The 25,738-nt window shown below is 49.5% G+C and carries 17 protein-coding genes; 8 read left to right on the forward strand and 9 right to left on the reverse strand.

All coding sequences use genetic code 11. The features are described 5' to 3' along the window. Positions 1–5: 5 nt before the first annotated feature. From BM202_RS21200 to BM202_RS21220, 5 genes are all read left to right on the forward strand, one after another. A complete protein-coding gene (locus BM202_RS21200; RefSeq protein WP_093829847.1) occupies positions 6–2,390 on the forward strand; it encodes a sialate O-acetylesterase in 2,385 nt (794 codons plus the stop codon). A gap of 166 nt (positions 2,391–2,556) precedes the next feature. Beyond that, on the forward strand, positions 2,557–5,346 hold the full coding sequence (locus BM202_RS21205) for a DUF1553 domain-containing protein (protein ID WP_093829849.1): 2,790 nt from the start codon (positions 2,557–2,559) through the stop codon (positions 5,344–5,346). Between the two features lie 86 nt (positions 5,347–5,432). Further along, positions 5,433–5,765 carry an endonuclease domain-containing protein gene (locus BM202_RS21210; protein WP_093830159.1) on the forward strand — a complete coding sequence of 111 codons (333 nt, stop codon included), beginning with the start codon at positions 5,433–5,435 and terminating at the stop codon, positions 5,763–5,765. Between the two features lie 66 nt (positions 5,766–5,831). Beyond that, positions 5,832–7,337: a DUF1501 domain-containing protein gene (locus tag BM202_RS21215; protein WP_093829851.1), complete on the forward strand. Its 1,506-nt coding sequence runs from the start codon at positions 5,832–5,834 to the stop codon at positions 7,335–7,337. A gap of 210 nt (positions 7,338–7,547) precedes the next feature. After that, positions 7,548–7,940 (forward strand): DMT family transporter, encoded by a 393-nt coding sequence (locus BM202_RS21220; RefSeq protein WP_093829853.1) that lies wholly within the window; start codon positions 7,548–7,550, stop codon positions 7,938–7,940. A gap of 19 nt (positions 7,941–7,959) precedes the next feature. Here BM202_RS21220 and gatC read toward each other — a convergent pair whose 3' ends face one another. The 3 genes from gatC to purH form a co-directional block, all read right to left on the reverse strand. Further along, a complete protein-coding gene (gatC, locus tag BM202_RS21225) occupies positions 7,960–8,247 on the reverse strand; it encodes an Asp-tRNA(Asn)/Glu-tRNA(Gln) amidotransferase subunit GatC (RefSeq protein ID WP_093829855.1) in 288 nt (95 codons plus the stop codon). A 37-nt stretch (positions 8,248–8,284) separates the two neighbouring features. Beyond that, complete coding sequence (locus BM202_RS21230) at positions 8,285–9,010, reverse strand: lysophospholipid acyltransferase family protein (RefSeq protein ID WP_093829857.1); 726 nt, start codon at positions 9,008–9,010, stop codon at positions 8,285–8,287. Between the two features lie 115 nt (positions 9,011–9,125). Then, the gene (gene purH, locus BM202_RS21235) at positions 9,126–10,673 is read right to left on the reverse strand and encodes a bifunctional phosphoribosylaminoimidazolecarboxamide formyltransferase/IMP cyclohydrolase (RefSeq protein ID WP_093829859.1); all 1,548 of its coding nucleotides are present in this window, start codon (positions 10,671–10,673) and stop codon (positions 9,126–9,128) included. A 223-nt stretch (positions 10,674–10,896) separates the two neighbouring features. Here purH and BM202_RS21240 point away from each other — a divergent pair, with 223 nt between their 5' ends. Together BM202_RS21240 and BM202_RS21245 are read left to right on the forward strand one after the other, a co-directional pair. After that, complete coding sequence (locus tag BM202_RS21240; protein ID WP_093829861.1) at positions 10,897–12,447, forward strand: polysaccharide biosynthesis C-terminal domain-containing protein; 1,551 nt, start codon at positions 10,897–10,899, stop codon at positions 12,445–12,447. A gap of 186 nt (positions 12,448–12,633) precedes the next feature. After that, positions 12,634–16,212 (forward strand): CRTAC1 family protein, encoded by a 3,579-nt coding sequence (locus BM202_RS21245; protein WP_093829863.1) that lies wholly within the window; start codon positions 12,634–12,636, stop codon positions 16,210–16,212. Between the two features lie 92 nt (positions 16,213–16,304). Here BM202_RS21245 and BM202_RS21250 read toward each other — a convergent pair whose 3' ends face one another. From BM202_RS21250 to BM202_RS21265, 4 genes are all read right to left on the reverse strand, one after another. Continuing rightward, a complete protein-coding gene (locus BM202_RS21250) occupies positions 16,305–17,210 on the reverse strand; it encodes a DUF4249 domain-containing protein (protein ID WP_093829865.1) in 906 nt (301 codons plus the stop codon). Between the two features lie 62 nt (positions 17,211–17,272). Then, positions 17,273–19,702, reverse strand: coding sequence for a TonB-dependent receptor (locus BM202_RS21255; protein ID WP_093829867.1), 2,430 nt, complete (start codon positions 19,700–19,702; stop codon positions 17,273–17,275). Between the two features lie 178 nt (positions 19,703–19,880). Continuing rightward, entirely contained in the window at positions 19,881–20,765 is an 885-nt protein-coding gene (locus BM202_RS21260; protein ID WP_093829869.1) for a PPK2 family polyphosphate kinase, read from the reverse strand. A gap of 61 nt (positions 20,766–20,826) precedes the next feature. Then, positions 20,827–21,708: a PPK2 family polyphosphate kinase gene (locus BM202_RS21265; RefSeq protein ID WP_093829871.1), complete on the reverse strand. Its 882-nt coding sequence runs from the start codon at positions 21,706–21,708 to the stop codon at positions 20,827–20,829. A gap of 545 nt (positions 21,709–22,253) precedes the next feature. On the opposite strand from BM202_RS21265, the gene BM202_RS21270 reads away from it, so the two are divergent. Next, complete coding sequence (locus tag BM202_RS21270) at positions 22,254–22,781, forward strand: hypothetical protein (RefSeq protein ID WP_093829873.1); 528 nt, start codon at positions 22,254–22,256, stop codon at positions 22,779–22,781. Positions 22,782–22,847: 66 nt separating this feature from the next. Here BM202_RS21270 and BM202_RS21275 read toward each other — a convergent pair whose 3' ends face one another. Continuing rightward, a complete protein-coding gene (locus tag BM202_RS21275) occupies positions 22,848–24,953 on the reverse strand; it encodes a prolyl oligopeptidase family serine peptidase (protein WP_093829875.1) in 2,106 nt (701 codons plus the stop codon). A 210-nt stretch (positions 24,954–25,163) separates the two neighbouring features. Beyond that, positions 25,164–25,706, reverse strand: coding sequence for a 3'-5' exonuclease (locus BM202_RS21280; protein ID WP_093829877.1), 543 nt, complete (start codon positions 25,704–25,706; stop codon positions 25,164–25,166). Between the last annotated feature and the right edge of the window lie 32 nt (positions 25,707–25,738).

The raw sequence follows: 25,738 nt of genomic DNA on the forward strand, positions 1-25,738 counted from the left end.
TGCTCATGCCCAAGGTTTTTATATGGGTTGTGCTGCTAATCGGCTTGCCTTTTCTTGCCGTTGCACAACTACAGATTTCCCATCCAATGTCCCGTTTGGTTGTGCAACGTGGGACCGATGGTAATGGGCGAATTTACGTATCGGGCCGGCTCACAGGCACGGTAGATCGGGTGGAGGCCCAATTGACAGCTATTTCGGCGGGTCAGGGTGTCGATACGGGCTGGCAAACGGTACAAACCAACCCCACTAATAATCTTTTCCTGGGGTATGTTACGGGGGCGGGCGGCTGGTACGTCCTGACGGTCCGTACAATCGTTGGAGTAACCGTAACGGCGCAGGCAACCGTGCAACCGGTTGGTATTGGTGAAGTGTTTATTACGGCGGGCCAATCGAACGCCCGTGGCCTCGGTATTGGCGACAATGATCTCGGCTCTAATACAGATCGTGTCAATGCCATTGATTCCATCAATCACTCGTACCCGCCTGGTGCACAGGCGCTTGTTTCCTCGGGAGATCCGTCGCCAGTAGCTGTATTTAAACCCCTGACTGCGACCCGGAATGTTTTTCCAATGGCCGAGAGTTCGTGGGCATGGGGTGAATTGGGCGATTACGTCGTGAATCGCTATAACGTACCGGTGGCTTTTTACGTAGTGGGCTGGGATGGGTCAACAGTCGAAAACTGGATCAACAGCGCCAACGGTATTCCTACTTGTAATCGATATTACTGCGTGGAGAACTGGCCGAACCTGCAACCTTACACCAACCTGAAGAACGTTTTAACGTATTATGCGTCCATGGCGGGTGTCCGGGCTATACTTTGGCATCAGGGTGAAGCTGAGTATGGGGACGCTACGTCCGGAAGCATTCCTGATTATGTCAATCGGTTGACAGCACTCATTCAGAAATCACGGCAGGATTTTGGCGGAAAAAATATTCCGTGGTTAGTAGCGCGAACTTCTTTCGACGGGACCGTAACGCGTCCAGATGTAATTGCGTCCCAGCAACAGGTCATTAATACGCCTGGCCTGAATGTATTTCAGGGGCCACTCAGCGATACGATCCAAGGCCGCAACGCGGGCAATCAGGATGTGCATTTTCGTAATGCATCGCGGCCATCTCCTCATCCAAACTATTTTCTGAATCCAGCAACAATTCCACAGGAAATGGGCCTGTCGCGTTTCGCCCGAAACTGGAATAACAGTATGGATAATACATTTTTCCAGAATGCCCAACCCGTCACTCCCGTGCAGTTTGCTGTGACGGGTAATCTGGCCGACAACGTAACGCCCGGTGCTACGCTGAATGTGTCATTTACTACACTCGGAACGTTCGATCCCAGCACGCAGTGGCAGGTACAGCTACTGGATTCGCTGGGTCATTATCTGGCCGTTTTGGGGAGTGGTTCCACAAGTCCCATACAGGCGACGCTGCCGGGTTCCTATCAGAGTGGTCGTTATCAGGTACGGGTGGTGTCTACTTCAGCGGCTATGGCGGCCGTACCGTCAAACTTGTTTCGGATTACACAGTATGTACCGGCGGCCGATTTAAGCTTGGAGATGAGTACTAATCAGCGCATACCGAATCTGAATGATCCGGTTACAATCACGCTGAATATACGAAACGACGGTCCAAATCAGGCGACGAACGTAGCCGTTCGAAATCGGCTTCCTGATAACCTGGCTTTTATTTCCGGATCGGGCATGACTGCTGATGGCAACGTAATAACTGGTACAATTTCCAGCCTTGACGCCGGAACATGGACAACGCTCAGTTTCGTGGCGCAGCCAACGGCAGCCGGTACATATCGAAACGCAGCCGAGATTACGCAGTCTACGCCTAATGATCCTGACAGTCAGGTAGATTCCGGCACGGGTGACGGGCAGGATGATGCCGCTCAAGTGGACTTCCGTACCCGCGATAGTGGCGGTGCTGAATTTACATCGCCGAATCCTAATCAGGTGCCATTACCCACTGTGATCAGTAACCAGCCCACACCTGACCCCGCCAAAGCTGACGTAAGCTTAAGTTTATCTGTCAGTTCTCTCGCTCCGGCGGTAGGGGACGTTATTTTCTACAACCTGACGATCGCAAATGAGGGCGGTTTAGCGGCAACGGGTCTGAGTGTAGCGGCCTATCTTCCCGATAATCAAACCTTTGTGCCGGGTGATGACCTGACACTTTCGGGTGGAAGCCTGATGGGTGATATCAGCAGTTTAGCCGCTGGCAGTCGTATTACGTTACATTTCCGGGCTACGGCAGTGGCTGTGGGGCAGGGTATTTGCACCGCTCAGATAACGGCCGCCGGAGTGTCTGATCCTGATTCCGTTCCGGGGAATGGAACCACCAATGGCGAAGACGATACTACCCAGGTCGACGTTCGTGTGCGCTAACGTAGTCAATACGTAGCGGTAGTTGATTTGTCTGTTACTAGCACATATGTGCCCTGAACGGTTTAGCCCAATTCTTCGTTAAAATTAAACTTATCCGTGACTTTTATAGTACAAAAGGCGGTTCTCGTGCTTTCAATAGTAGGTATTGTTTGGCTATACCGGATATATGAAAACTCAGTGGATTCTTATAGGTGCAGGCGGGATCGCGGTGGCGTTGACGCTCTCGTCGTTTCTTGGCATTTTTGAGAGTCGGGTAGACTATAATACCCAAATTAAGCCCCTGCTCAACAAAAACTGCATTGTTTGCCACGGTGGGGTCAAAAAAGCGTCAGGCTTTTCACTTCTATTTCGGCACGAAGCCGTAGCTCCGGCCAAATCGGGGAAACCGGCAATCATTCCCGGCGATGCCGACGCCAGCGAGATGGTTCGACGCTTAACGTTAAGCGATCCTGACGAGCGAATGCCGCTCGACCATCCTGCGCTAAAACCTGACGAAATCGACCTGCTACGCAAGTGGATTGATCAGGGCGCCGAGTGGGGTGATCACTGGGCCTATAAAACTGTCGAAAAGCCAGATGTACCAGAAATTGGTACGTTCTGGAGTCGGTTGGGGATTGCTGAAAGTGACGAAGCCAACTGGGCTAAGAATGAAATTGATCATTTTGTCCTCGATAAATTAAAACAGGACGGTTTGACTCCATCTCCCGAAGCCGACCGTGTTACGTTAATTCGTCGGGTATCGCTTGATTTGACGGGTCTTCCACCGACCGAAAAAGAGGTCACCGATTTCGTAAATGACAAATCGATTGAAGCCTACGGGTATGTGGTTGATCGGCTGCTCAAGTCGCCTGCTTATGGCGAGCGGTGGACGGGTATGTGGCTCGATTTAGCGCGATATGCCGATACCAAAGGCTACGAGCGAGATCCTGGACGGAAAATCTGGCGGTATCGCGACTGGCTCATCAAAGCATTCAATGCGGACAAACCCTTCGACCAGTTTACCATTGAGCAGTTGGCGGGCGATCTTTTACCAAATAATGGCGTCGATGACGCTAATTTAATTGCCACGGGTTTTCATCGGAACACAATGACCAACGATGAGGGCGGCACGCAGGATGAGGAATTCCGAACGGCGGCTGTTCTTGACCGGGTCAACACCACCTGGGATGTCTGGCAGGGCACTACGTTTGCCTGCATTCAGTGCCACAGCCACCCTTATGACCCCTTTGTTCACGAAGAATACTACAAATACCTCGCGTTTTTCAACAATACCCGCGACGAAGACGTAACGAGCGACACGCCTACGCTACGTTTCTACAAACCGGCTGATTCGCTCAAAATCCTAAATCTCCAGAAATACATTGCGTCTGCCGTTCCTGATTCGAAGCAGGCAAAAGATGATGTAAATCGGGTTACGTCCCTTGTTCGGACGATAGAGCCAAAAATTAACTCGCACGATTTCGACCAGCTTGTCAACGCATCATTACTGGATGCTAAATACTTCGGTGTTCAGGACAAAGGTTCGGCACGTATCAAGGATGTAACGCTCACAGGACGTCCCCGCATGCTGATTGCCTGGGGTACAAAAGCGCCTGATGCAACCGTTACGTTCCGACAGGATAAACCAGATGGACCGGTTGTTGCGGTCGTCCCTGTTCCGAAAACGGGCAGTCAATGGAACGATACGATTCAGATGATTCCCTTGCCGCAAATTCAGGGTAAGCATAGTCTATATCTGTCGCTGAATAGTTCAAAACAGCCAAAGGATTGGGTGATGATCAAGTGGGTTGCGTTCCAGCCCATTCTGCCCGGTCAACCAGTAGACGCGCTTGGTGAACAGGATAAGCAATTGCTGGAAATTCTGAATGCGGACGCCGAACAAACGCCTATTCTCCTCGATGGGTCGGGTGACCTGGCGCGCGAAACGCATGTTTTTGAGCGGGGCAACTGGATGGTGAAAGGCAAGCGTGTAACGCCCGACGTACCGAAATCTTTCCCGGCAATGGACCCTAAATTGCCCAAGAATCGGCTGGGACTGGCCCGCTGGATGGTGAGTCGGGAACATCCGCTAACGGCTCGCGTAGCTGTCAACAGGTTCTGGGAGCAGCTATTCGGCACGGGTATTGTCGAAACGGTCGAGGATATGGGTACGCAGGGAATACCGCCCACCCACCGCGAACTGCTGGATTATCTGGCCGTTGAGTTCATGGTGACGGATCACTGGAGCATTAAGAAGCTTCTGAAAAAGATAGTTATGGCGGCTACGTATCGGCAGCAATCGCATGTGTCGCCGGAGTTGCTGGCTAAAGATCCATTCAACAAATTACTGGCTCGTGGCCCACGCGTTCGCTTATCGGCCGAAGCTGTACATGATCAGGCGCTGGCAGTCAGTGGATTACTGAGCCACAAACTGTATGGGCCAAGCGTCATGCCGATACAGCCCAACGGTATCTGGCAGTCGCCCTACGACGGAGAAACCTGGAAACAGAGTACGGGTGAGGATTTACACCGGCGGGCCTTATATACGTACTGGAAACGGACGGCACCTTACCCGTCAATGGTGACGTTCGATAGTCCAAGTCGTGAGTTCTGCCAGTCGCGTCGTATCCGGACTAACACGCCATTGCAGGCTTTAGTTACGCTCAATGATCCGGTTTACGTAGAAGCGGCTCAGCATCTGGCCGACTATATGCGTGATCATGGCAGAACGCCCGAGGCTCAGCTTCAGGCCGGATTCCGGTGTATCATGATGCATGATTTGCCGCCGAAAAAGCTGGCTGTTCTGACACGGCTTTATCGAACAACGGAAGCGTATTATCGCCAGAAACCGGGCGAGGCAGAATCATTGCTAGATCGAACTGGCATCGATTGTGCAACGCTCACACCCCAACAGGCAGCACTGACCGTAACGGCCAACACAATGCTGAATCTGGATGAAGTGATTACGAAAGAGTAGATTACCCCACCCCAACCCCTCCCCTTGAACTAAGGGGAGGGGCTAAAAAAAGTAAAATGGGCGAATTAATACATAATAGAAAGGCAATGGAAGAGTTTCGTCGGGAACTGAGGAAATTTCCGACGCGATTTGAAACATTGCTCTGGGAGCGATTAAGAAGTAGCCAATTGGAAGGGCGAAAATTTCGGCGACAACACAGTGTTGGTATCTATATTCTTGATTTTTATTGTCCTGCCGAAAAGCTGTGTATTGAGATTGATGGATACGTTCATTGTAATACTGATGCCATTATTCACGATACAGAACGGGACCATGCATTATCCCAATTGATGATTAAGACCTTACGTTTCGCAAATGCCGAAATCGAGACAGACATTGAAGAGGTATTACGAAGGATAAGAGAACAATTTAAGGACTAAAGACCGAGCATTTCCCCCCTCCCCTTAGTTCAAGGGGAGGGGCCGGGGGTGGGGTAGTACTACGACATGAACAAACTCCTGCAGGAACTCCAGCAAGCAGCAGCCGAACGCGAAACCCGGCGGCATTTTTTGCATACCTGTTCAACAGGCTTGGGCGCAATGGCGCTTAGCGCCACCCTGGGAAGTTGCGGATTTTTTGGGAAAAGCGATCCCCCGACGAATGACGTTGGCGCGCCTACGCTATCGGGTGGGCTCACTACGTCTCCGCAACCGTCGCAGTACGTACCGAAGGCCCAACGTATCATTTATATCCACATGGCCGGGTCGCCAAGTCAGTTGGAGCTGTTCGATTATAAACCTGAACTGGCGAAGTATAACGGTAAGGACTGCCCGCAGGAACTGCTCGAAGGCAAGAAGTTTGCCTTTATTCGGGGTGTGCCCAAAATGCTTGGTCCACAGGGAAAGTTCGCGCAACGAGGTCAGTCGGGTGCGTGGGTGTCTGATTATTTGCCTCATTTGCAGGGCGTTGTTGACGACGTTACGTTCCTGAAAGCCATGCACACTGACCAGTTCAACCATGCACCTGCTCAGTTACTCATGCATACGGGAAGCGCTCGTCTGGGACGCCCAAGCATGGGATCATGGGTGACGTATGGGCTTGGTACTGAAAACGATAACCTACCCGGCTACATCGTGCTGGCATCGGGTGGAAAACAACCCGATGCCGGAAAATCCGTATGGGGAAGTGGGTTTCTGCCAACAGTTTACCAGGGCGTGCAGTGCCGTACCGATGGCGACCCTGTACTTTACGCTTCTGATCCGGCGGGTATCAGCCGCGACGTTCGCAAGCAGACGATTGATGCGATCAGCCAGATTAACCAGCAACAGTACGAAGACGTTAATGACCCCGAAATCCTGACCCGCATTGCGCAATATGAACTGGCGTTTCGGATGCAGATGTCAGTGCCCGACGCAATGGATATCAAAAGCGAGCCCCAGTACATTTTGGACAGCTACGGTGCCGACCCGAATAAAGGGTCGTTTGCCCGCAATTGTTTGCTGGCCAGACGGTTGGTCGAGCGGGGTGTCCGGTTTGTTCAGTTGTTTGACTGGGGATGGGATACGCATGGTACAAGTGCCGATGGTTCCATTGATGTTGGGCTGAAAACAAAATGTAAAGAGTCTGATCAGGCCGTAGCTGCCCTACTGAACGATTTAAAACAACGCGGGTTGCTGGACGATACGTTGGTCGTTTGGGGCGGAGAGTTCGGACGGACACCGATGCAGGAAAACCGCGATGGTCAGGTGTTGCCGTTCATGGGCCGAGACCATCACCTGGAAGCCTTCACGGTCTGGATGGCCGGTGGTGGCGTCAAGAAGGGCTTTTCTTATGGTGAAACCGACGACATCGGTTACTACGGCGTTAAAGACAAAGTGCATATTCATGACCTGCAGGCCACCATTCTGCACTTACTCGGCTTCGATCATACCAAACTAACGTACCAGTTTCAAGGCCGGCCATTCCGGCTAACCGACGTAGCGGGAAAGGTTGTGAAGCCAATTCTGGCGTAGGTGCCAAACGGACAAATTAAACAAGGCACAGGAGTTTTCCTCATAGCGAACGTGTCGTCCCGGTTGAAACGTGATAGAAAACGGACAATAATTAACAGATTAGTAGACAGTTGAGCAATAGTTTAGTTATTACCTGAAATGGCAACAATTTCTTAATCAAGATCTACCCTTGGTTAGTTACATTCGTTTCACTTTCGTCAGGTAATCGCTGTGATCAAGCCAACAATGCTGTCCTGGTTGTATCTGATTGGGGCTGCCGCCTGTCAAACAGCCTGGATGTACTCGCTTAAATACATTAGCCTGGATGGCCTGAAGACACTACGCTGGACTACGTTTTATCGACTTGATGGCGGTCTGCCCGCTCTGCTCCCGTGGCTGGCCTACGTTGTCTTCGGCATTGTCAATACCGTACTGCTGGCCAGCGCCATGCGCACCATTCCAACCACAACAGCCTTTGCTGTCTGGATGGCTTCAACGCTGGTATTTCTCAAGGCTGCTGATGTGCTCTGGCTGAAAATGAACTGGTCATGGACCGAATTCTTTTTCATTGTGCTCATCACCATAGGCATCGTTGGCTTGAAACTAGCTGGCCCTACTGAGTAGCTAAAACGGGTAAACCACCCTATTCCAAAACCTTGGGGACTTCAAAAAATTTATTGTCATGCTGGGGCGCATTGGCCAGCGCCTGCTCACGCGGAAGGTGATTACCAACTACATCATCGCGCAGTACGTTGGTTTCGTCGGAGATATGCGTCAACGGCTCAACGCCGGTTGTATCCACTTCGTTGAGTTGCTCCATCCACGTCAAAACGCCATTCAGGCTATTGAGCAACTCGGCTTCTTCTTCGGGTTTTACCTCCAGACGGGCCAGATGAGCAATTTTATGTAAGGTATCGTGATCTACTTTCATAATCAATGAGTGAATGAGTGAATGAGTGAATGAGTGATTAGGCCACAACATTCAGTGTTCTCATTAACTCAGTATCAATAATTCTATATGTTTCCTGCTTTAACCGTTCGACATCGTCCTGGGTCATTCCCGTGGTTTCGATGGGCGGATGAACTACCGCCCGCAATGGATGCCAGTGGAATCGTACGGGACTTTTATCGGGCAAAATCTGGTAATTGTTCAATAACGTAATCGGTACAATGGGCACCTGCTGCTGAATCGCCATGGTGAAGGCGCCATCTTTGAACGGCACCATCTGGGGAATTTCTGTTGCCCGAATACCGCCCTCCGGGAAGATCATAATACTACGTCCCGATGCCAGCGTCCGAATGGATTTTGCCAGTGAATAGGCCCGGCTGTTAGGCTGATTCCGATCGACCTGAACATGCAGTTTCGCAAACATATACCCTATCAGCGGAATGTTTTTCACATCACTTTTACCAACGAATGCGTAGTAGTTTCTGACAATCAACCCCATAGCGGCAATGTCCAGATAAGAAAAATGGTTCGCACAAAACACGTACGTCTGATTAGGATCGGGCCTAAACCGACGCTCAACCCGAACCGGAATGCCTATTCCAATAAAAAACAGCTTTCCCCAGATGTAATTGATTTTGTGCGCCAGTGGCTTCCAGTCGTCGCGCTGCAAAAACACAAACTGGATCGGAAACAGCACGATGTACAACGCTACTAAATAAACAGCGCACCAGATTGTGTAAAGCATAATTGTCTAACCAGGATTTATATGATTTTTCTGACCGACTATGATTTTGCTTTCCATGAAAGCTATTTTTAAGAATCATAGTCGGTCAGAAAAATCATATAAATCCCGGTTCTTATTAGTGTTTAAAATGTCTCACGCCCGTCGTGACCATAGCCAGGCCATGCTCGTTGCAATAATTAATCGAATCCTGATCCCGGATGGAGCCACCAGGTTGCACAACGGCTGTAATACCCGCCAGACCAGCGATCTCAACGCAGTCGGGGAATGGGAAGAATGCATCCGACGCCATAACCGATCCCGCCAGATCAAAGCCGAACGAATGAGCTTTTTCGATGGCATGACGTAGCGCATCAACGCGTGACGTTTGCCCTACACCACTGGCTAACAGCTGGCCTTCCTTTGCGAGTACAATCGTATTTGACTTCGTATGCTTGCAAACTTTTAGCGCAAACTCCAACGCCCGAACTTCGCTATCGGTAGGCGCTTTTTCCGTAACCGTCTTGAACTGCTCGGCGGTTTCGGTCTGGTTGTCTTTATCCTGCTCCAGTACGCCGTTCAAAATGGTCTTGAACATGACCGTCGGCAAGGCCACGGCGTTACGCTTCAACAGAATCCGGTTCTTTTTCGACTTGAGCAGGCTCAACGCTTCGGTTGAATAGTCAGGCGCAATCAGAATTTCCATGAACAGTTTAGTCAGCTCTTCGGCAGTTTCCAGATCGACCGCTACGTTCGTGATGACGACACCGCCAAAGGCCGACACGGGATCGCAGGACAGCGCGTTTAGATAGGCTTCTTTGGGTGTCGGAGCCGTAGCTATACCGCAGGCATTGGTATGCTTGATGATGGCGAAAGCCGCCGATCCGTCAGTAGCCGGGAATTCATCAATCAGACTCACGCACGCATCAACGTCCACTAAATTGTTGTAGGACAGTTCTTTGCCGTGAAGCTTATCGAACATGGCATCCAGATTACCGTAGAAGCTTGCCTGCTGATGCGGATTTTCGCCGTACCGAAGGTGATTGGGAGGCAGCGTTTTGAAATCGTAGATGTGCTGGCTATCCGTTTCTTCGGCTGTGTTCCCCGCAAAATAAGCCTGAATGGCGGTATCATAGTGGGACGTAACGGCGAACGCTTCACCCGCGTAGCGACGACGGTCGCTGAGATCCGTCTTCCCCTTTTTCTCGGTCAGCAGATCGACGATGCCGCCGTACTGACTCCGCGAGGAGACAATCACTACGTCGTTGTAATTTTTGGCAGCCGCCCGAATCAATGAAATCCCACCGATGTCAATTTTTTCGATAATGTCCTCATCCGACGCGCCCGAGGCAACAGTTTCCTCGAATGGATAAAGATCCACAACGACCAGATCAATAGGCGGAATCCGGTGACGTTCGGCCTGCGCCAGGTCTTCGGGAAGTTCGCGCCGATACAAAATACCGCCCATGACGGCCGGATGCAGCGTTTTAACCCGTCCACCGAAAATAGATGGATAACCCGTAAGGTCTTCAACAGCCGTAACCGGAATACCCAGTTGTTCGATGAACGCCTGGGTTCCACCCGTTGAATACAATTTGACGTTTTGATTGTGCAGCAGCCGTACTAACGGTTCGAGTCCGTCTTTGTAGAAAACGGAAATCAGCGCGGAGGAGATTTTGAGGGACATGAGGTCAGTTGATAATAGACCGGCGGTGGCCAGTGCCAGACTATTTCTAAAAGAATGACAAGTTACGCGAAATGGCCAAAAAGCTGTTTCAGTAAGACAAGGGGCAAAGATAATCAAAGGTCTTAACTTTGTCAGCCCGTGATACGTACTACGCGATGCAAAGTGCGGCACACGTAGCGTTAGAACACGTAGTACGAATCGAGTAGGGATTTCTTTTGCTATAATGAGTCAATTCAAAAAATTAGCCAGCGACACGGCGCTTTATGGTGTCAGCACCATTCTGGCCCGTTCTATTAACTTTGCGCTGGCTCCTATACAAACATATGCCTTTCAACGACCGTCCGAATTGTCGTCGAACGTAACACTTTACGCCTGGATTGGGGTGTTATTGACGGTGTATACATTGGGTCTGGAGACGGCTTTTTTTCGGTTCGCAGCTCGCGCTAAAAGCAACGAAAATGCGGAAGAACGTCTTCAGGTTTTCAATCGGACTACCAGCCTTGTGCTGTTGGCAAGCCTGTTGCCTACACTAGTGCTTATTGGATTTGCTTCGGAAATTGCCCAGTGGCTTAATTATCCGGGGCAGGGGTTGATGGTTATCTGGGCTGCTTTGCTGCTCGCTATCGACAGTGTTGTGGCCATTCCGTTTGCCCGGTTGCGGGCCGAAAACAAAGCCCGGCAGTTTGTAATGGCCAAAGTCATCAACATACTCCTGAACGTAGCGCTCAACGTCTTCTTTATCGTGATCTGTAAAGACGTCGCTGAGGGGGATTATCTGCCTGCATTCCAACCAGTAGCGTCGTGGATTTATCGCCCGGAAATTGGGCCCGGCTACATTCTGCTGGCTAACTTAATCGCCAATGCCCTTTATTTCGTAATCCTGCGAAATGCCTTTACCGGTTTCCGTTTTACGTTTAAGTGGCCAGTGGCAAAATCACTGCTTCTTTACTCGCTTCCTATTATGCTTACGGGCTTGTCGGGCGTACTCAATGCCCTGACTGACCGGCTCCTGCTCCGGCGATTCCTGCCGGAAGGATTCTACCCCGATCTCACGTCGGAAGATGCATTGGGCATTTACGGCAACTGCCTGAAATTATCTATTTTCATGGCGCTGGCCATCAATTCCTTCAAGTTTGCCGCCGATCCGTTTTTCTTTGGCCAGGCCGAAGATAAAAATTCACCTAAACTGCTCGCCGTCGTAACCAAGTGGTTTCTTATCGTTTGCGTACTAATCTGGGTAGGTGTCAGTCTGAATCTCGACGTAGTAGGCTTAGTCGTCGCTCCGCTCTACCGGCGTGGTCTGGACGTAGTGCCGCTGTTGTTACTCGCCAATTTATTTCTGGGTGTCTACTACAACATCTCATTCTGGTTTAAGCTGAGTGACAAAACTAAATTTGGTACACTTATTACAGCGGTCGGAGCCGCCGTTACAATCATTGGCAATATTGTGCTGATTCCATTGATGGGTTATATGGGATGCGCCGTTGCCTTTCTGATATCCAGTTTCGTCATGATGGCGATGTGTTATTTTCTGGGCGAAAAGCATTATCCGGTCCCCTACGACGTTCGATCGGCAGCGGGCTACGTTGTTGGCGCGGGGCTACTGATTTACGTATCCTGGCAGTTTCCCATCGCTAATTTGTGGATTGCCGTACCTGTGCATCTGGCACTTTGCCTACTTTTTGTCGCGACAGTGCTGTTAATTGAGCGGGATACCATCCAGCCGATGGTCGCCCGATTCCGAAAACGAAAGAATCCGATGCCTCTCAAGTGATCTTTCTGCAAGACTAACAACCTTGAGGTCGTTTCTCAAACGTAGCGTAGCCAATCCCACTCGTATACCTCAAAGAAGGAGACCTTCGTTACAAAAAAGCTACCGCTCTGTCGGTACGGTGTTTTTTATAGATAAATTTGGAGATAATCTGTTACTACTGCCACCGTAAATGGCTCCTTTCAATTCATGAAATCAACTCTGCGAAACAGCGTATGGCTTTTGCCTGTCGCGTTTCTGTTTTTATTCACGGCCTGTCGGGAAAAACCGCTGTTTGACCGGCTCGATTCATCAGAAACGGGCATTACGTTTAACAATATCATTACAGATAGTGATACGCTCAACATTCTGAATTATCAGTACATCTACAATGGTGGCGGTGTTGGCGTCGGCGATTTCAACGGCGACAAGAAACCCGATGTATTTTTTGCGGGCAATCAGGTGTCGAATAAGCTGTACATCAATGAGACAGAGTCTGCTGGCGATAAGCTTCATTTCAAAGACATCACACAGTTGGCGGGTGTTGGGGGAGGAGGACGCTGGTGTTCGGGCGTGTCGGTAGTTGATGTTAATGCGGATGGAAAATTAGACGTATACGTATCAACTACACTTCACAAAAAAGCCAACCAACGGGCTAATTTGTTGTACGTTAACCAGGGAAATGACGCCGACGGTGCGCCAAAATTCCGCGAAATGGCTGCTGACTACGGCATTGCCGATACAACCTATACAACCCACTCCACTTTTTTCGACTACGACAACGACGGCGATCTGGACCTGTTTGTGCTGGTTGATCAAATTGACGATCCCCGCAATCCAACGAACCTGCGCGCTCGGGTGAATGACGGTACGTCGCCCAACACCGACCGACTGTACCGCAATGATTTCGACGCCAAGCGCGGCCATGCGTACTTCACCGACGTAACACAACAGGCTGGTACGTTGGCCGAAGGGTTTGGCCTGGGGGTGAATATCTGCGACATCAACCGCGACGGCTGGAAGGACATTTTCGTAACCAATGACTTTGCCACAAACGACGTATTGTACATCAACAACCACGACGGGACGTTCACAAACCGCGCTCACGATTCGTTTAAGCACACCAGCTCGTCGGCGATGGGCAATGACGTAGCGGATATAAACGGCGACGGTCTGGCCGACATTATTGTCATGGACATGCTGCCCGAAGACAACCTGCGCAAGAAAAGTCTGATGGGTCCCAGCAGCTATTTCGCCTATCAGGAGTGGGACCGCATGGGCTATGAGCACCAGTACGCCCGTAATACGTTGCAACTGAATCAGGGGGTACGGCCATCCGGGGTACGGCCATCCGATACGTCAGCGGCTAATATGCCGGTTTTCAGTGAGATAAGCATGCTGGCGGGTGTTGCCGAAACCGAATGGAGCTGGTCGGCGCTTCTGGCCGATTTTGACCATGACGGGAATCGCGATCTGATGATTACGAATGGATTCCCGCGCGACGTGACCGACCGCGATTTCACTACATATTACAGCTCGGTTGACTCTTATTTAAGCGACGAACTACGCAAAGGCCTGACCGAAAAAATGCCTCAGGTGAAGGTCAGTAATTATGCGTATCGAAATAAGGGCGATGCTCGGTCCGACGCTCCTGTGTTCGAAAACGTAACAGACAAATGGGGAATGACCGACCCGAGTTTTTCGAATGGCGCAGCCTACGCGGATTTTGATGGCGATGGCGATCTGGATTACGTTGTCAACAACATCAACGACGAGGCCTTTGTCTATCAGAATAACCTGACCGATCAGCAGTCAGATACGCATTACCTCCGTATCCAGTTTCAGGGTGATGGGGCTAACCTGATGGGGCTTGGCGCAACGGTTGAGTATGAGCTGCCAAATGGCCATAAAGAATTTTATGAACACACGCCCTACCGAGGCTTTTTGTCCAGCGTGGAGCCGGTGGCGCATCTGGGTTTGGGCAAGGTTAACGTAGTGAAAAACGTGAAAGTGACCTGGCCGGGTGGACGGGTGCAAATCCTGCCCAGCGTTAATGCCGATCAGACGATCACAGTCAAAGCAACTGACGCCCGGCCAACCGCACTGACTATTGCTCAAACGCCTAAATTTCTCTTGCAGGACGTAACGGCCTCGCTGGGTATCACGTATAAGCACGAAGAAACCGACATCATTGACTTCAATCTACAGAAAACGCTCCTGCATAAACTTACTGAATATGGCCCGGCGCTGGCCGTGGGCGACGTAAACGGCGATGGTCTGGCTGACATGGTTGTGGGGGGAAGCGCCGGACATTCGGCAGCTGTGCTTTTACAGGACAAATCGGACCATTTTGCGGTGAAAGCTTTACCAACCAAACTCTCCGAAGATGCTGGGTTGCTGTTGTTCGATGCTGACGCCGATGGTGATCTGGACCTTTATGCGGCCAGTGGCAGCCCCGAATTTAACCCGGATCAGTTGGCGGAAGCCATGCGCCACCGGCTTTATGTGAACGATGGCAAAGGCAATTTTTCGCTGGATGTCAATGCATTACCCAATTTTCAGGTAAATGGTTCGTGTGTGAAAGCCGCCGATTTCGACCGAGACGGCGATCTGGATCTGTTCGTTGGGGGGCGCGTTGAACCTAATAAATACCCAATGTCAGTACCGAGCTATTTGCTACGTAATGAAAGCGTAAAAGGTAAACCGAAATTCACGGATGCAACAGCTCAGGTTGCGCCCGTTCTTGCTAAAGGTGGACTAACCTGCGACGCTCTCTGGACGGATTACGATAACGATGGCTACATTGACTTGATGCTAGCCAGTGAGTGGGCACCCCTTACGATGCTTCACAATGAAAAAGGCCAGTTAAAACCACTCGATAACAGCGGTTTGGCCGATAAAACAGGTTTCTGGAATTCGCTGACCGCTGGTGACTTCGATAACGATGGCGACATGGATTATCTGGCCGGAAACCTGGGGCAGAACAACCTGCTTCGGCCCGGTACTGACCGCCCCGTACGTATCTACGCCGGAGACTTCGATAACAACGGGTTTTACGATGCCTTTCCGTCTGTTTATTTCAGGAATGCCAAAGGCCAGTACGAAGAATATCCCTACTTCGGCTGGGACGACATGGTGAAGCAAATGATCGGGATTAAGCGTCGGTATATTAAATACGGAGCGTTTGGCGAGGCCACCATGAACCAGATTCTGACGGAAGATGAACGAAATCAGGCACTGAAACTATCGGCAAACTACGTACCGAGCAGCTACATCGAGAATAAAGGCAACGGCAAATTCGAGGTTCGACCTTTGCCGGTAATGGCCCAGACTGCTCCGGTATTTGGGATGCTGTCGCAGGACGTAGACGGTGATGGAAATCTGGACGCTGTGCTGGTTGGCAATGATCACGGTAGCGACATGGTGGCGGGTCGAATGGACGCTTTTAACGGACTTGTTCTCAAAGGCGACGGTAAAGGCGGCTTTAAGCCATTAACGCTGGGCCAATCAGGATTTTATGTTCCCGGTAATGCCAAAGCACTCGTTAGCTGGCCCGATGCGCAGGGCCATTGTCGGCTGGCCGTTACCGAAAACCGGGGACCACTACGTGTGTTTGCCGTTCAGCAACCGCAGACGTTTACACCTGTAGATGCCCGCACTACCGTTGTTGATATTCGTCTTAAAAATGGACGTACCAGACGCCAGGAGATTCCCTTCGGAACGTCGTTTTATTCGCAATCCGCGCGGGGAGTCTGGTTGCTGCCGGGGGAAGTCATTGTGAAGAAATAGGCGGTCAAATTTTTGTCATTCCGACTCAGGAGAATCTTAAAACCTCCTATTGATCAAGGTTGAGATTCCTCCTGCGTCGGAATGATAGAAAGCTAATCCGGCCGCACTCGAATATTGGCGTCGGTTACTGCGGCCGTACGGGTGCGAATTGCCGAGGCAATAAAGAAACCCGTTGCTTTTCGTCCGTTAGGGTTAGTATTCAGAATGTTTGTTGGAACATTGGTTGGGGGCGTTGCGAATAAGCCACCATTGGTGATCTGAGTGCGCAGTTGCTGCCAGAACGTCAACGCTTCGGCGGGTAACGACCCAAGCTCAACCCTTACCACATCATTCGGTACGTATAAACTATCGGGATTTATGGATCGACGAATGGGTGCAATAAACACCAACCCATCCGTAACGCCGTTGTTACTGCCACCAAATCCGCCATCCTGCGTCGTAATAATGTTTCGGGGTTTATTCTGAAACTCGCCGTTTCGGAAAAACTTAACCCGGTAATTATCTACCTCATTTGGAATATCGATAGCATAAAACTCTGCCCGATACCCTTCGTTTTTTGACAGTGGATTAAGCTTTCGTTTTACAAAAATAATCGAGTCAATGGGTGGCACTTTATTCATCTTCGAACTGGCCTTGTAGGTCTCTCCCTGATACGTAATGTTGAGTTGATACGTCCGGCCAATACGTCCCAGTGTATCTTTTGCTGTCGGTTGCCAGACGTAGTAGCCATCATTGTCTGGATCAGAAAACGAGTATGTTTTTCCCATGTTATCCGAGACAGTAACGGTTGCGCTGGTGGCGGCAGAGGGTTGACTGTTATCAAAATAAGCCGCTGTTTGGGTCAATCGAATCGTTTGCGAACCGGGTTGATCCGTGATCGTTCCGTCTACCGAAAGTTCAGTTGGCCCCGTGTCGAGTTTGGCGTCGATAACGGTCGTGCAACTGTTCAGACCGAGAACGGATACTATGAGAAATGAAAAAATAAGTAATGCTTTCATAGTGTAGAACCGGCCCAGAGAGCCAGTTTTCAATCTGTATATCGGCCTTTGGGCCGGAACTACTAGAATTTGAAATTATAGGTCACTGATGGAATCAGCGTAGCAAAAACGGAGTAACGAATGGCTTCCGTCACACGCGGATTGTCGGTATTAGGCTGAAAATAAACCGAAAACGCGTTCTTTCGAGCATATACGTTGTAGACCGAAAATACCCAGTTGTCATCTTTCCGTTTGCCTGCCCGCTTCCGGCCCTGTAAGGTTGCTGCCAGGTCGAGTCGATGATAGGCCGGAATTCGGTAGTTATTGCGGGCTTCGTAGATTGGTGTTACGTGTCCATCATACTCAAAGCGGCCTGTCGGAAACGTACCGGGCGTGCCACTGGCATACGTGAACGTAGCCGAAAAATTCCAGCGTTTGGCATTTGGGGGATCGAACAGAAGTACCGTGGTTAGCACATGCCGTTTGTCGAAGCGCGTTGGATACCAGTTACTGTTATTGATACCATCCACCTGCCGTTCGGTTTTGGCAAGCGTATAACTAACCCAGCCATTCACAACACCCGTATTCCGTTTTACGAAAAACTCGGCTCCATAAGCGCGGCCTTTGCCACTTAATAGATCGCCTTCCAGGTATTTGTTCAGGATCAGGCTGGCCCCATCAATGTAATCGATCTGGTTTTGAAGCCATTTGTAGTAAACCTCCACCGAGGCTTCGAACTCGCTGCCCGTTCCATTGGAGCGCCCAAAGTTCTTGAAATAACCTCCGGCAATCTGGTCTGCAATTTGTGGTTTGATGTTGTTGGTCGACGTCGTCCAGACATCCAACGGTGTCGACGCGGTTGTGTTGGAAATCAGGTGAATATATTGGGCCAGTCGATTATAACTTAATTTCAGTGAGCTGTTGGGACTCAAATCATACTTGGCTGAAAAACGGGGCTCCCAGTTACCGTAGGTTTTTATGACATCACTTCCCCGATACGCTACGGTTGTTACAACCTCGCGCCGTGTTCCAAACGGCACGTCTGTCTGAAACGTATAGGCTTCGCCTGGCCCTCTATAATTGAATAATGAATAGCGCAGGCCATACTGGAGTTGAAGTTTGGGCGTGAATTGCTGTTCATTACCTATATATAAAGCACTTTCCAGCGCGTGTTTGTTGGCTACGCCGAAACTTCTGACAGCGCCCGAGCTGGCTGCGGTAGCCGTTCCCGGTTGAAAATCATGGATAATAGCCTGACCGCCGAACGTAATGGTATTCTTGCCCAGAAAAAGCGAAAAGTCAGGTTTGACGCTGTAGTTGACAATGCGGGAGTCGGTCCGGAAAAAGTCATCCGGACTTTTCTGTTTCAGGTCGGTATTCAGCGAATAATCGTAATTGCTATAATAAGCCGTAGTATTTAGAAACAACCGGTCGCTGAATACGTGATTCCAGCGGGCCGAAATCGTCGCATTTCCCCAGTTGAACCCAAAATCCGACCCAAATACGTCGCGACCGAGATAGCCTGAGAGAAACACCGTGTTTTTGTCGTTGATGCGGTAATTGCCTTTTGCCGTCAGATCGTAGAAATAGAATTTCGCGCCTTTCAAATCTTTATTCAAAAAAGGCTGGGCTAGTACATCAGCATAGGAACGACGAGCGGCTACAATAAAAGAACCCTTCCCTTTGAAAAGCGGTCGTTCGTAAGAAAGCCTGCTGAAAATAAGGCCAATACCACCGTTTAGTTCAGCTTTCTTAGCGTTACCTTCTTTCAGCCGAACGTCCAGAATCGAGGAAATACGCCCTCCGTAGTTCGACGGAATACCGCCCTTAATAAGCTTGACATCCTTGACGGCGTCGGGATTAAAGACTGAGAAAAAACCGAACAAGTGGGACGAGTTATAAATTGGCGCTTCGTCGAGCAGTACCAGATTCTGATCAATACTTCCACCCCGAACGTTGAAACCCGTAGCGCCTTCGCCCACCGTCGAAACGCCCGGTAGCAGCTGAATACTACGTATTACGTCTACTTCGCCGAGGAGTGCCGGAATACGCTTCAGGGTTTTGACGTCAATTTTATTGACGCTCATTTCTATATTCTTGACGTTGTCGTCCTCTCGGCTTGTCGAAACGACTACTTCCTGTAGCTGTTTACCTTCCTGACTGAGTTCAAGGTCAAGCCGTACGTTTCGTTCGGTCAGGTCAACGGTCTTGGTTTGTCTGGCATACCCAACGTAGCTGATTACCAGATTGTATGTTCCCGGTGGGACAGTTACTGCGAAGAAACCGTAACTATTCGTGACGGCTCCGGTGCCCGTTTCTTTTACATAAACTGACACCCCAATCAAGCCTTCACCGTTGGCCGCGTCCTTTATGTACCCACTGACGGTATAGCCTGCATGAACGGTCTTGGCTGGGGATCTTTCAAGAGAATTGGCTGTCTGCCCCTTGCTGTTCCCCATAGGTAGAAAAGCGAAAGAGAGACAGTAGAGCCAGAATCGTATAGTCTGTTTCATTGCGTTATCAATTGGCCACGCATTTATTTGACGGTGACTCAGGTTGTTAACGCAAAAGTAGGAAGGGCACTAGTAGGATTATGTAAAAATTAGATGAACCGACTAAATCTAATCGTGAACGGTATTGGACGTAGGACAAAACCAATAACGATTGAATGAGAGAGCAGCAACCGAGAATTTATTTGCCACCATCCTGCTTTTTAATTTGCCTGATTAGTTTCTGCGCTTCCTTTTCGTCCGTTTTAGGGAACGATACGGGCAATGATTCCAGTACGTCGGTCAGAATACGCGCAATAATGAGCTGCTGGTTATCGCGGTCATCGCTTGGAATCACATACCAGGGATTCTGGCGAGTGGCTGTTGCGTTGATGGTATCTTCGTAGGCCTGCATATACTCAGGCCAGAACTCTCGTTCTTCCAAATCGTTTTCACTCAGTTTCCACTGCTTTTCGGTATCTTCCAGGCGGGCAATCAGTCGTTTGCCCTGTTCTTCTTTGACAACGTGCAGGTAAAATTTCACAATCGGGAAACCGTTTCGGAACAGGTAATCCTCGAAGTGAACAATATCGCCAAACCGCTGCTTCCAAAGCGTCTGGTCATTAGTTGGAAGCAAATTTTCTGGAATCAACTGCTGCTTCAGCCGTTCCGGATGGACACGTAGCGCAAGCACTTCTTCATAGTAGGATCGGTTGAATACGCCAATGTTACCCCGTTCGGGAAGTTCCTGCCAAAACCGCCAAAGAAAATCGTGTTTCAGGTCTTCTTCCGCCGGTTTTTTGAATGGTGCCATCTGGAAGCGAGACGGATTGACGCCTTTGAACACGCGCCGAATACTGCTGTCCTTCCCGGCGGCATCCATCGCCTGAAAGACAACAAGCATCCCGTAGTGCTCATCGGCGTGCATCCGGTTCTGGGCCTGATCCATCCGCTCGGCTAATTCATCCAGCTGGCGATCAAGATCCGCTTCGTCGGTATAGAATGGCTCAACTAGGGTGGGTGTAGCGTTGGCTGAAAATGGCTTCTTTCCGTCGTATCGGAACGTATTGGTGTTGAATTTTTTCATGATGTAACGCGGCTGGAAAGCCGCGATTATCTAATAGTGAAATCGCGGCTTTCCAGCCGCGTTACTGACCCTGAATAACAGAAATCAATTTTTGCAGCTCCTTAAATCGCTTCTCGTCGGGTTCGGGATTAGCAATAGGTAGCTTTTTAAGTTGCTCAATAATCACCTGACCGACCAGCAATCGCATGTTTTCTTTATCGTCGGCTGGAATCACGTACCAGGGCGCATTGTCCGTAGCGGTTTCATTGATCGCTTCCTGGTAAGCATCCTGATAGTCGTCCCAGAACTCCCGTTCTTTGACGTCCCCTTCCTCAAACTTCCAGTTTTTTTCGGGGTCTTTAATCCGGGCGATAAGACGATCAGCCTGCTCTTTTTTAGAAACGTGCAGATAAAACTTAATGGTTATGAAGCCGTTTCGGTAGAGAAATTTTTCCATATCCCGAATGGATTCATAGCGCTGTTTGAAGAGCTTGTCCAGATCATTAGTTACTTTTTCGGGCAATCGCTGGCTTTGCGTCAGGATCTCCGGGTGGACCTTCGTGACCAGCACTTCTTCGTAATAGGAGCGGTTAAAAATGCCAATGGTACCGCGTTCGGGCAATTCGCGCCAGCTACGCCACAAAAAATCATGATCAAGCTCCTGATCAGTTGGTCGTTTAAACGAATAGACACGTACGCCCGTTGGGTTTGTGCCCGTAAAAACGTGTTGAATCGTGCCATCTTTACCAGCGGCATCCAATGCCTGAAACACCACGATTACACCGTATCGGTTGTAGGTATACATTCGTTCCTGCCACTTGTCGATATCGGCCGCCTGTTGCCGCAGCAGGGCTTCATAATGATCTTTATCTTCGTAAAGCTTATCCACGTCTGTGGGTGCCTTTTTGATTTTAAATTCCTTATCTCCGTCATAGCGGAACCGGTCGGTATCGAAATCTTTCACAGGCTTAGGGGCGCAAAATTTACGCAGGTCAGTTATAGTCTATCATTGAACAACCACAAACCTGACGAATGGTTGCAACACCACGTCGCTAGCCATGTGTCTGATTGCCCCCTCTACGCCTTCAGAGTAGCAGCGTGACCGTACCTGGCCAGCCAAAAGAAATCAGTAATCAGGTCCATAAACAAATTTAGTGGAGCCACCTTTTTAGACAGGTATTTAAACAGAAATTGACTCTGGAAGTTACTCGTTAGGCTATCCTGGTGTATTTATTCATAAATAATGCAACTTGGCTATGAGTTACTTTTTTTGTGAATAAAGTGAGCTATTAAAATTAGTCGAAAATAACGTATTGATTATTAGTTATTTAACTTACTAACTTGCGTTCTGTTTATAATTATGTGCGTTGAAAATCCGCCAGTTCAGTACGTATTCAGTGGTTGAGTTTATATATGACCGATTAATAAGACGTTTACATTTTTGCTTGGTCGCCCAAAAGATTCGCATTTACTTTGTCCGAAATTTTACTTTTAAATCAGTTGAACCAAATGAAAAAAATCCACTTTTCTATTTTACTCGTGCTTGGTTTGTTAGCCGGTACTCAATCATTTGCCCAGCTCGCTGTTGACAAAGGCACTAAATTTATCAACCTTGGCATTGGCGTAGGTGGTTACTCTAGCGCAGGGGGTATTGCTTTCGGTGTCTCAGGAGATTTTGGTGTTGCTCCAAATTTCACAGTTGGTGGACAAGTAGCCTATCGTAGTTTTAATTACGGCTATGTTGGTTTCAACGGCAGCATTAATTACCTCTATTTTGCCGCCCGCGGTTCCTACCACTTTAACCAACTCCTTAATCTAAGTACAGACAAAGCGGACTTGTATGCTGGCATTGGCTTAGGTTATGAGAATGTTTCATATGGCGACGGCTTTGGAGCAGGCTTCAATACATTTGGCAGCGGTATTTTCGTGCCAATTCACCTCGGCGGTCGTTACTTTTTCTCTGAAAAAGTTGGTGGCTTCGCTGAACTAGGCAGTGGTATTGCTCCCTTAATGTTGGGCGTTACGTTCAAGCTATAATTGACCAAACTACAACAAAAAAAAGGCTTCCTGATAACCAGGAAGCCTTTTTTTTGTTGTAGTTTGTTATTTGCTTGCGATCTCTTTCAACGTCTTAACCCCCATATTCCAGAGAATAAACGCGTAGATGTCGGCGGTCGTTTCTATATTCTTTTTTGTGTTGCTGGCTCCGTGACCCGAGTTCGTATCAATACGTATCAGTACCGGATTCGGTCCTTTGTAAGCCGCCTGTAACGTAGCGGCATACTTGAATGAGTGAGCCGGTACAACCCGGTCGTCGTGGTCGGCAGTGGTGATGAGCGTAGCGGGGTAATCCAGGCCAGACTTTATATTGTGAATGGGTGAATACGCATAAATAGCCTTGAATTCATCAGCATTATCGCTACTGCCATAATCGGCAATCCAGTTCCAGCCAATGGTGAACTTATGGAAACGTAGCATATCCATGACACCTACCTGCGGAATCGCTACCCGGAACAAATCGGGCCGTTGATTCATAACCGCCCCAACCAGCAACCCACCGTTTGAGCCACCCTGAATAGCAAGTTTAGCCGGGCTTGTATAGTGCTGGGCAATCAGGTACTCGGCAGCAGCAATGAAGTCATCAAAAACGTTTTGCTTTTTGAGTTTCATGCCCTGCTCATGCCACTTCTCGCCGTATTCGCTGCCACCCCGCAAATTTGCCTGAGCGTATACGCCACCCTGCTCCAGAAAAGGAATTCGGAGCGGGCCAAAGGAAGGAGGTAAACTAATATTAAACCCACCGTAGCCATACAACAGGGTCGGATTTGTGCCATCCAGTTTCAGGCCCTTCCGGTACGTCAGGAACATAGGCACTTTTGTGCCATCCTTACTGGTGTAAAATACTTGTTTTGTTTCGTAATCGGCTGGCCGAAAATCAACTTCAGGAGCACGGAAAACAGTGCTTTTGCGCGTAGCAATGTCGTAGCGGTAAATAGTTGGTGGAAACGTGAACGATGTAAAACTGTAGAAGACAAATTTGTCGTCTTTTTCGCCCCCAAAACCACCCGCAGACCCAATCGCCGGTAATTGTACGTCTCCTTCAGACTTTCCGGCATAATTGAAAACCTCAACTTTCGAGGTCACATCCTTTGCATACTCCACAAATAACTTGCCACCGGCCGCACTAACGCTCCCTTCGGCGATAGGCTCAGGCCTCTCCGCAATAAGCGTCGAAAATGCCTTTGTTTTGGTGTCGAACGTAATGACTTTGCTGTTTGGAGCCTTCTCGTTCGTTAGAATCAGTAGCCGATCGCCGTCATTATCGACCACACCGTAGCTAAAATCAGTCACCTCGGCAACAACGGGCGTAAACGTTTGCTGAGTGGATTTAGCATCCATAAAAAACAGGGAGTTGCCATCTTTCCCCTTTCCCCGATCGCTGACTGACAAGAGCACAAACCGCTCGTCGTCGGTCGTACTGGCGATGTGAAAGCGCTGTGGATTCTTCGCGTCTTCATAAACCAGCCTGTCGGCTGACTGGGGCGTATTCAATTTATGAAAGAATACCTGATGATTTTCATTTTTGGACGCCAGCGCGCTGCCTTCGGGCTTCGGGTAGCGGCTGTAATAAAAACCATCTCCTTGCCAGGCCGCTCCGGAGATCTTAACCCATTCGACTTTCTCGGGTAGATATTGCTTCGTCGCCAAATCCATAATCTGATATTCCTGCCAGTCGGAACCGCCTTTGGATAAACCGACTACGGCATATTTTCCGTCCTTCGACAATGAAAATGCGCCTAGCCGCGTTGTGCCGTCGGCCGATAATTTATTAGGATCGATCACTAATTCGGGCTTTCCATCAAGACCTTTCTGGCGGTACAATACGGCCTGATTCTGCAAGCCGTCATTTTTTGAGAAATAAAACCACTCGCCTTTCCGGCTGGGTGCTGAATATTTTGGATAATTATAGATCTGTTCCAACCGGTCCTGCAGCTGTTTTCGGTATGGAATCTGCGCCAGATAATCAAAGGTAACTTTGTTCTCGGCCTTGACCCACTCAGCCGTTTCGGCCGAACGGTCATCTTCAAGCCAGCGATACGGGTCAGCAACCTGAGTACCGTGATAGGTATCAACCTGATCGGTTTTACGGGCCGTGGGATACGTAAGCGGGGGACCACTCTGGGCCAGCACCGTTGATGAACTCAGCATAAGCAACAATCGAAGAGATGGAGTAAACGTCATAAGATGATGAAGAATAACAGGAAAAATAACCAACTAATCACAAAGTACATCCCTATCCCTCGCTAACCAAATTGCTTGTCTGGCTTCCTGCTGTATTGGGCTTGATAAAACTATACGTGCACAGCAATAGACTACCAAACGAAATGATTTTCGGGTAGATGACACGGGCCAATCAAATTAGTGCGCCTGTTTATTCTGGGGAGTGATGTGCGGAATGAGCCCCTGCGAATCATGACGTAGCAACATCTCGAACAACAGAACCGTGGCAGCCGCATCGCCTTGGGCACGGTGACGCCCATTGAGGGGAATCCCAAGCGAACGACAGAGTTTCCCTAAGCTGTAGGACGGGTGGCCCGGTATTAATTTGCGACTCGTTCGAACAGTGCAAAGCGTCCGTCGGAAATAGTCGTGACCCAGCCAGTTTAGTTCTTTCTGGATAAAACTGAAGTCGAAGCCAACGTTGTGGGCAACAAAAATGGCATCCTGCGTAATGTTTATTACGTCGGCTGCTACGTCGGCAAATGTGGGCGCGTCCTGAACCATCTCATCGGAAATGCCGGTCAGATGGCGGATAAAGGGTGGAATTGGACAACCGGGGTTCAGCAGTGAGTGGAACGAGTCGACAACCTGCTGTCCGTCGTGGCGGAAGATTGCAATTTCAGTAAGTCGGGTAGGGCCTTTTACACCCCCTGTAGTTTCAACGTCAACGATACAGTACACAAAATATCAGTTATCAGACCAGTAAACAGCGA

This window comes from Spirosoma endophyticum (genome assembly GCF_900112365.1).
Lineage (GTDB): Bacteria > Bacteroidota > Bacteroidia > Cytophagales > Spirosomataceae > Spirosoma > Spirosoma endophyticum.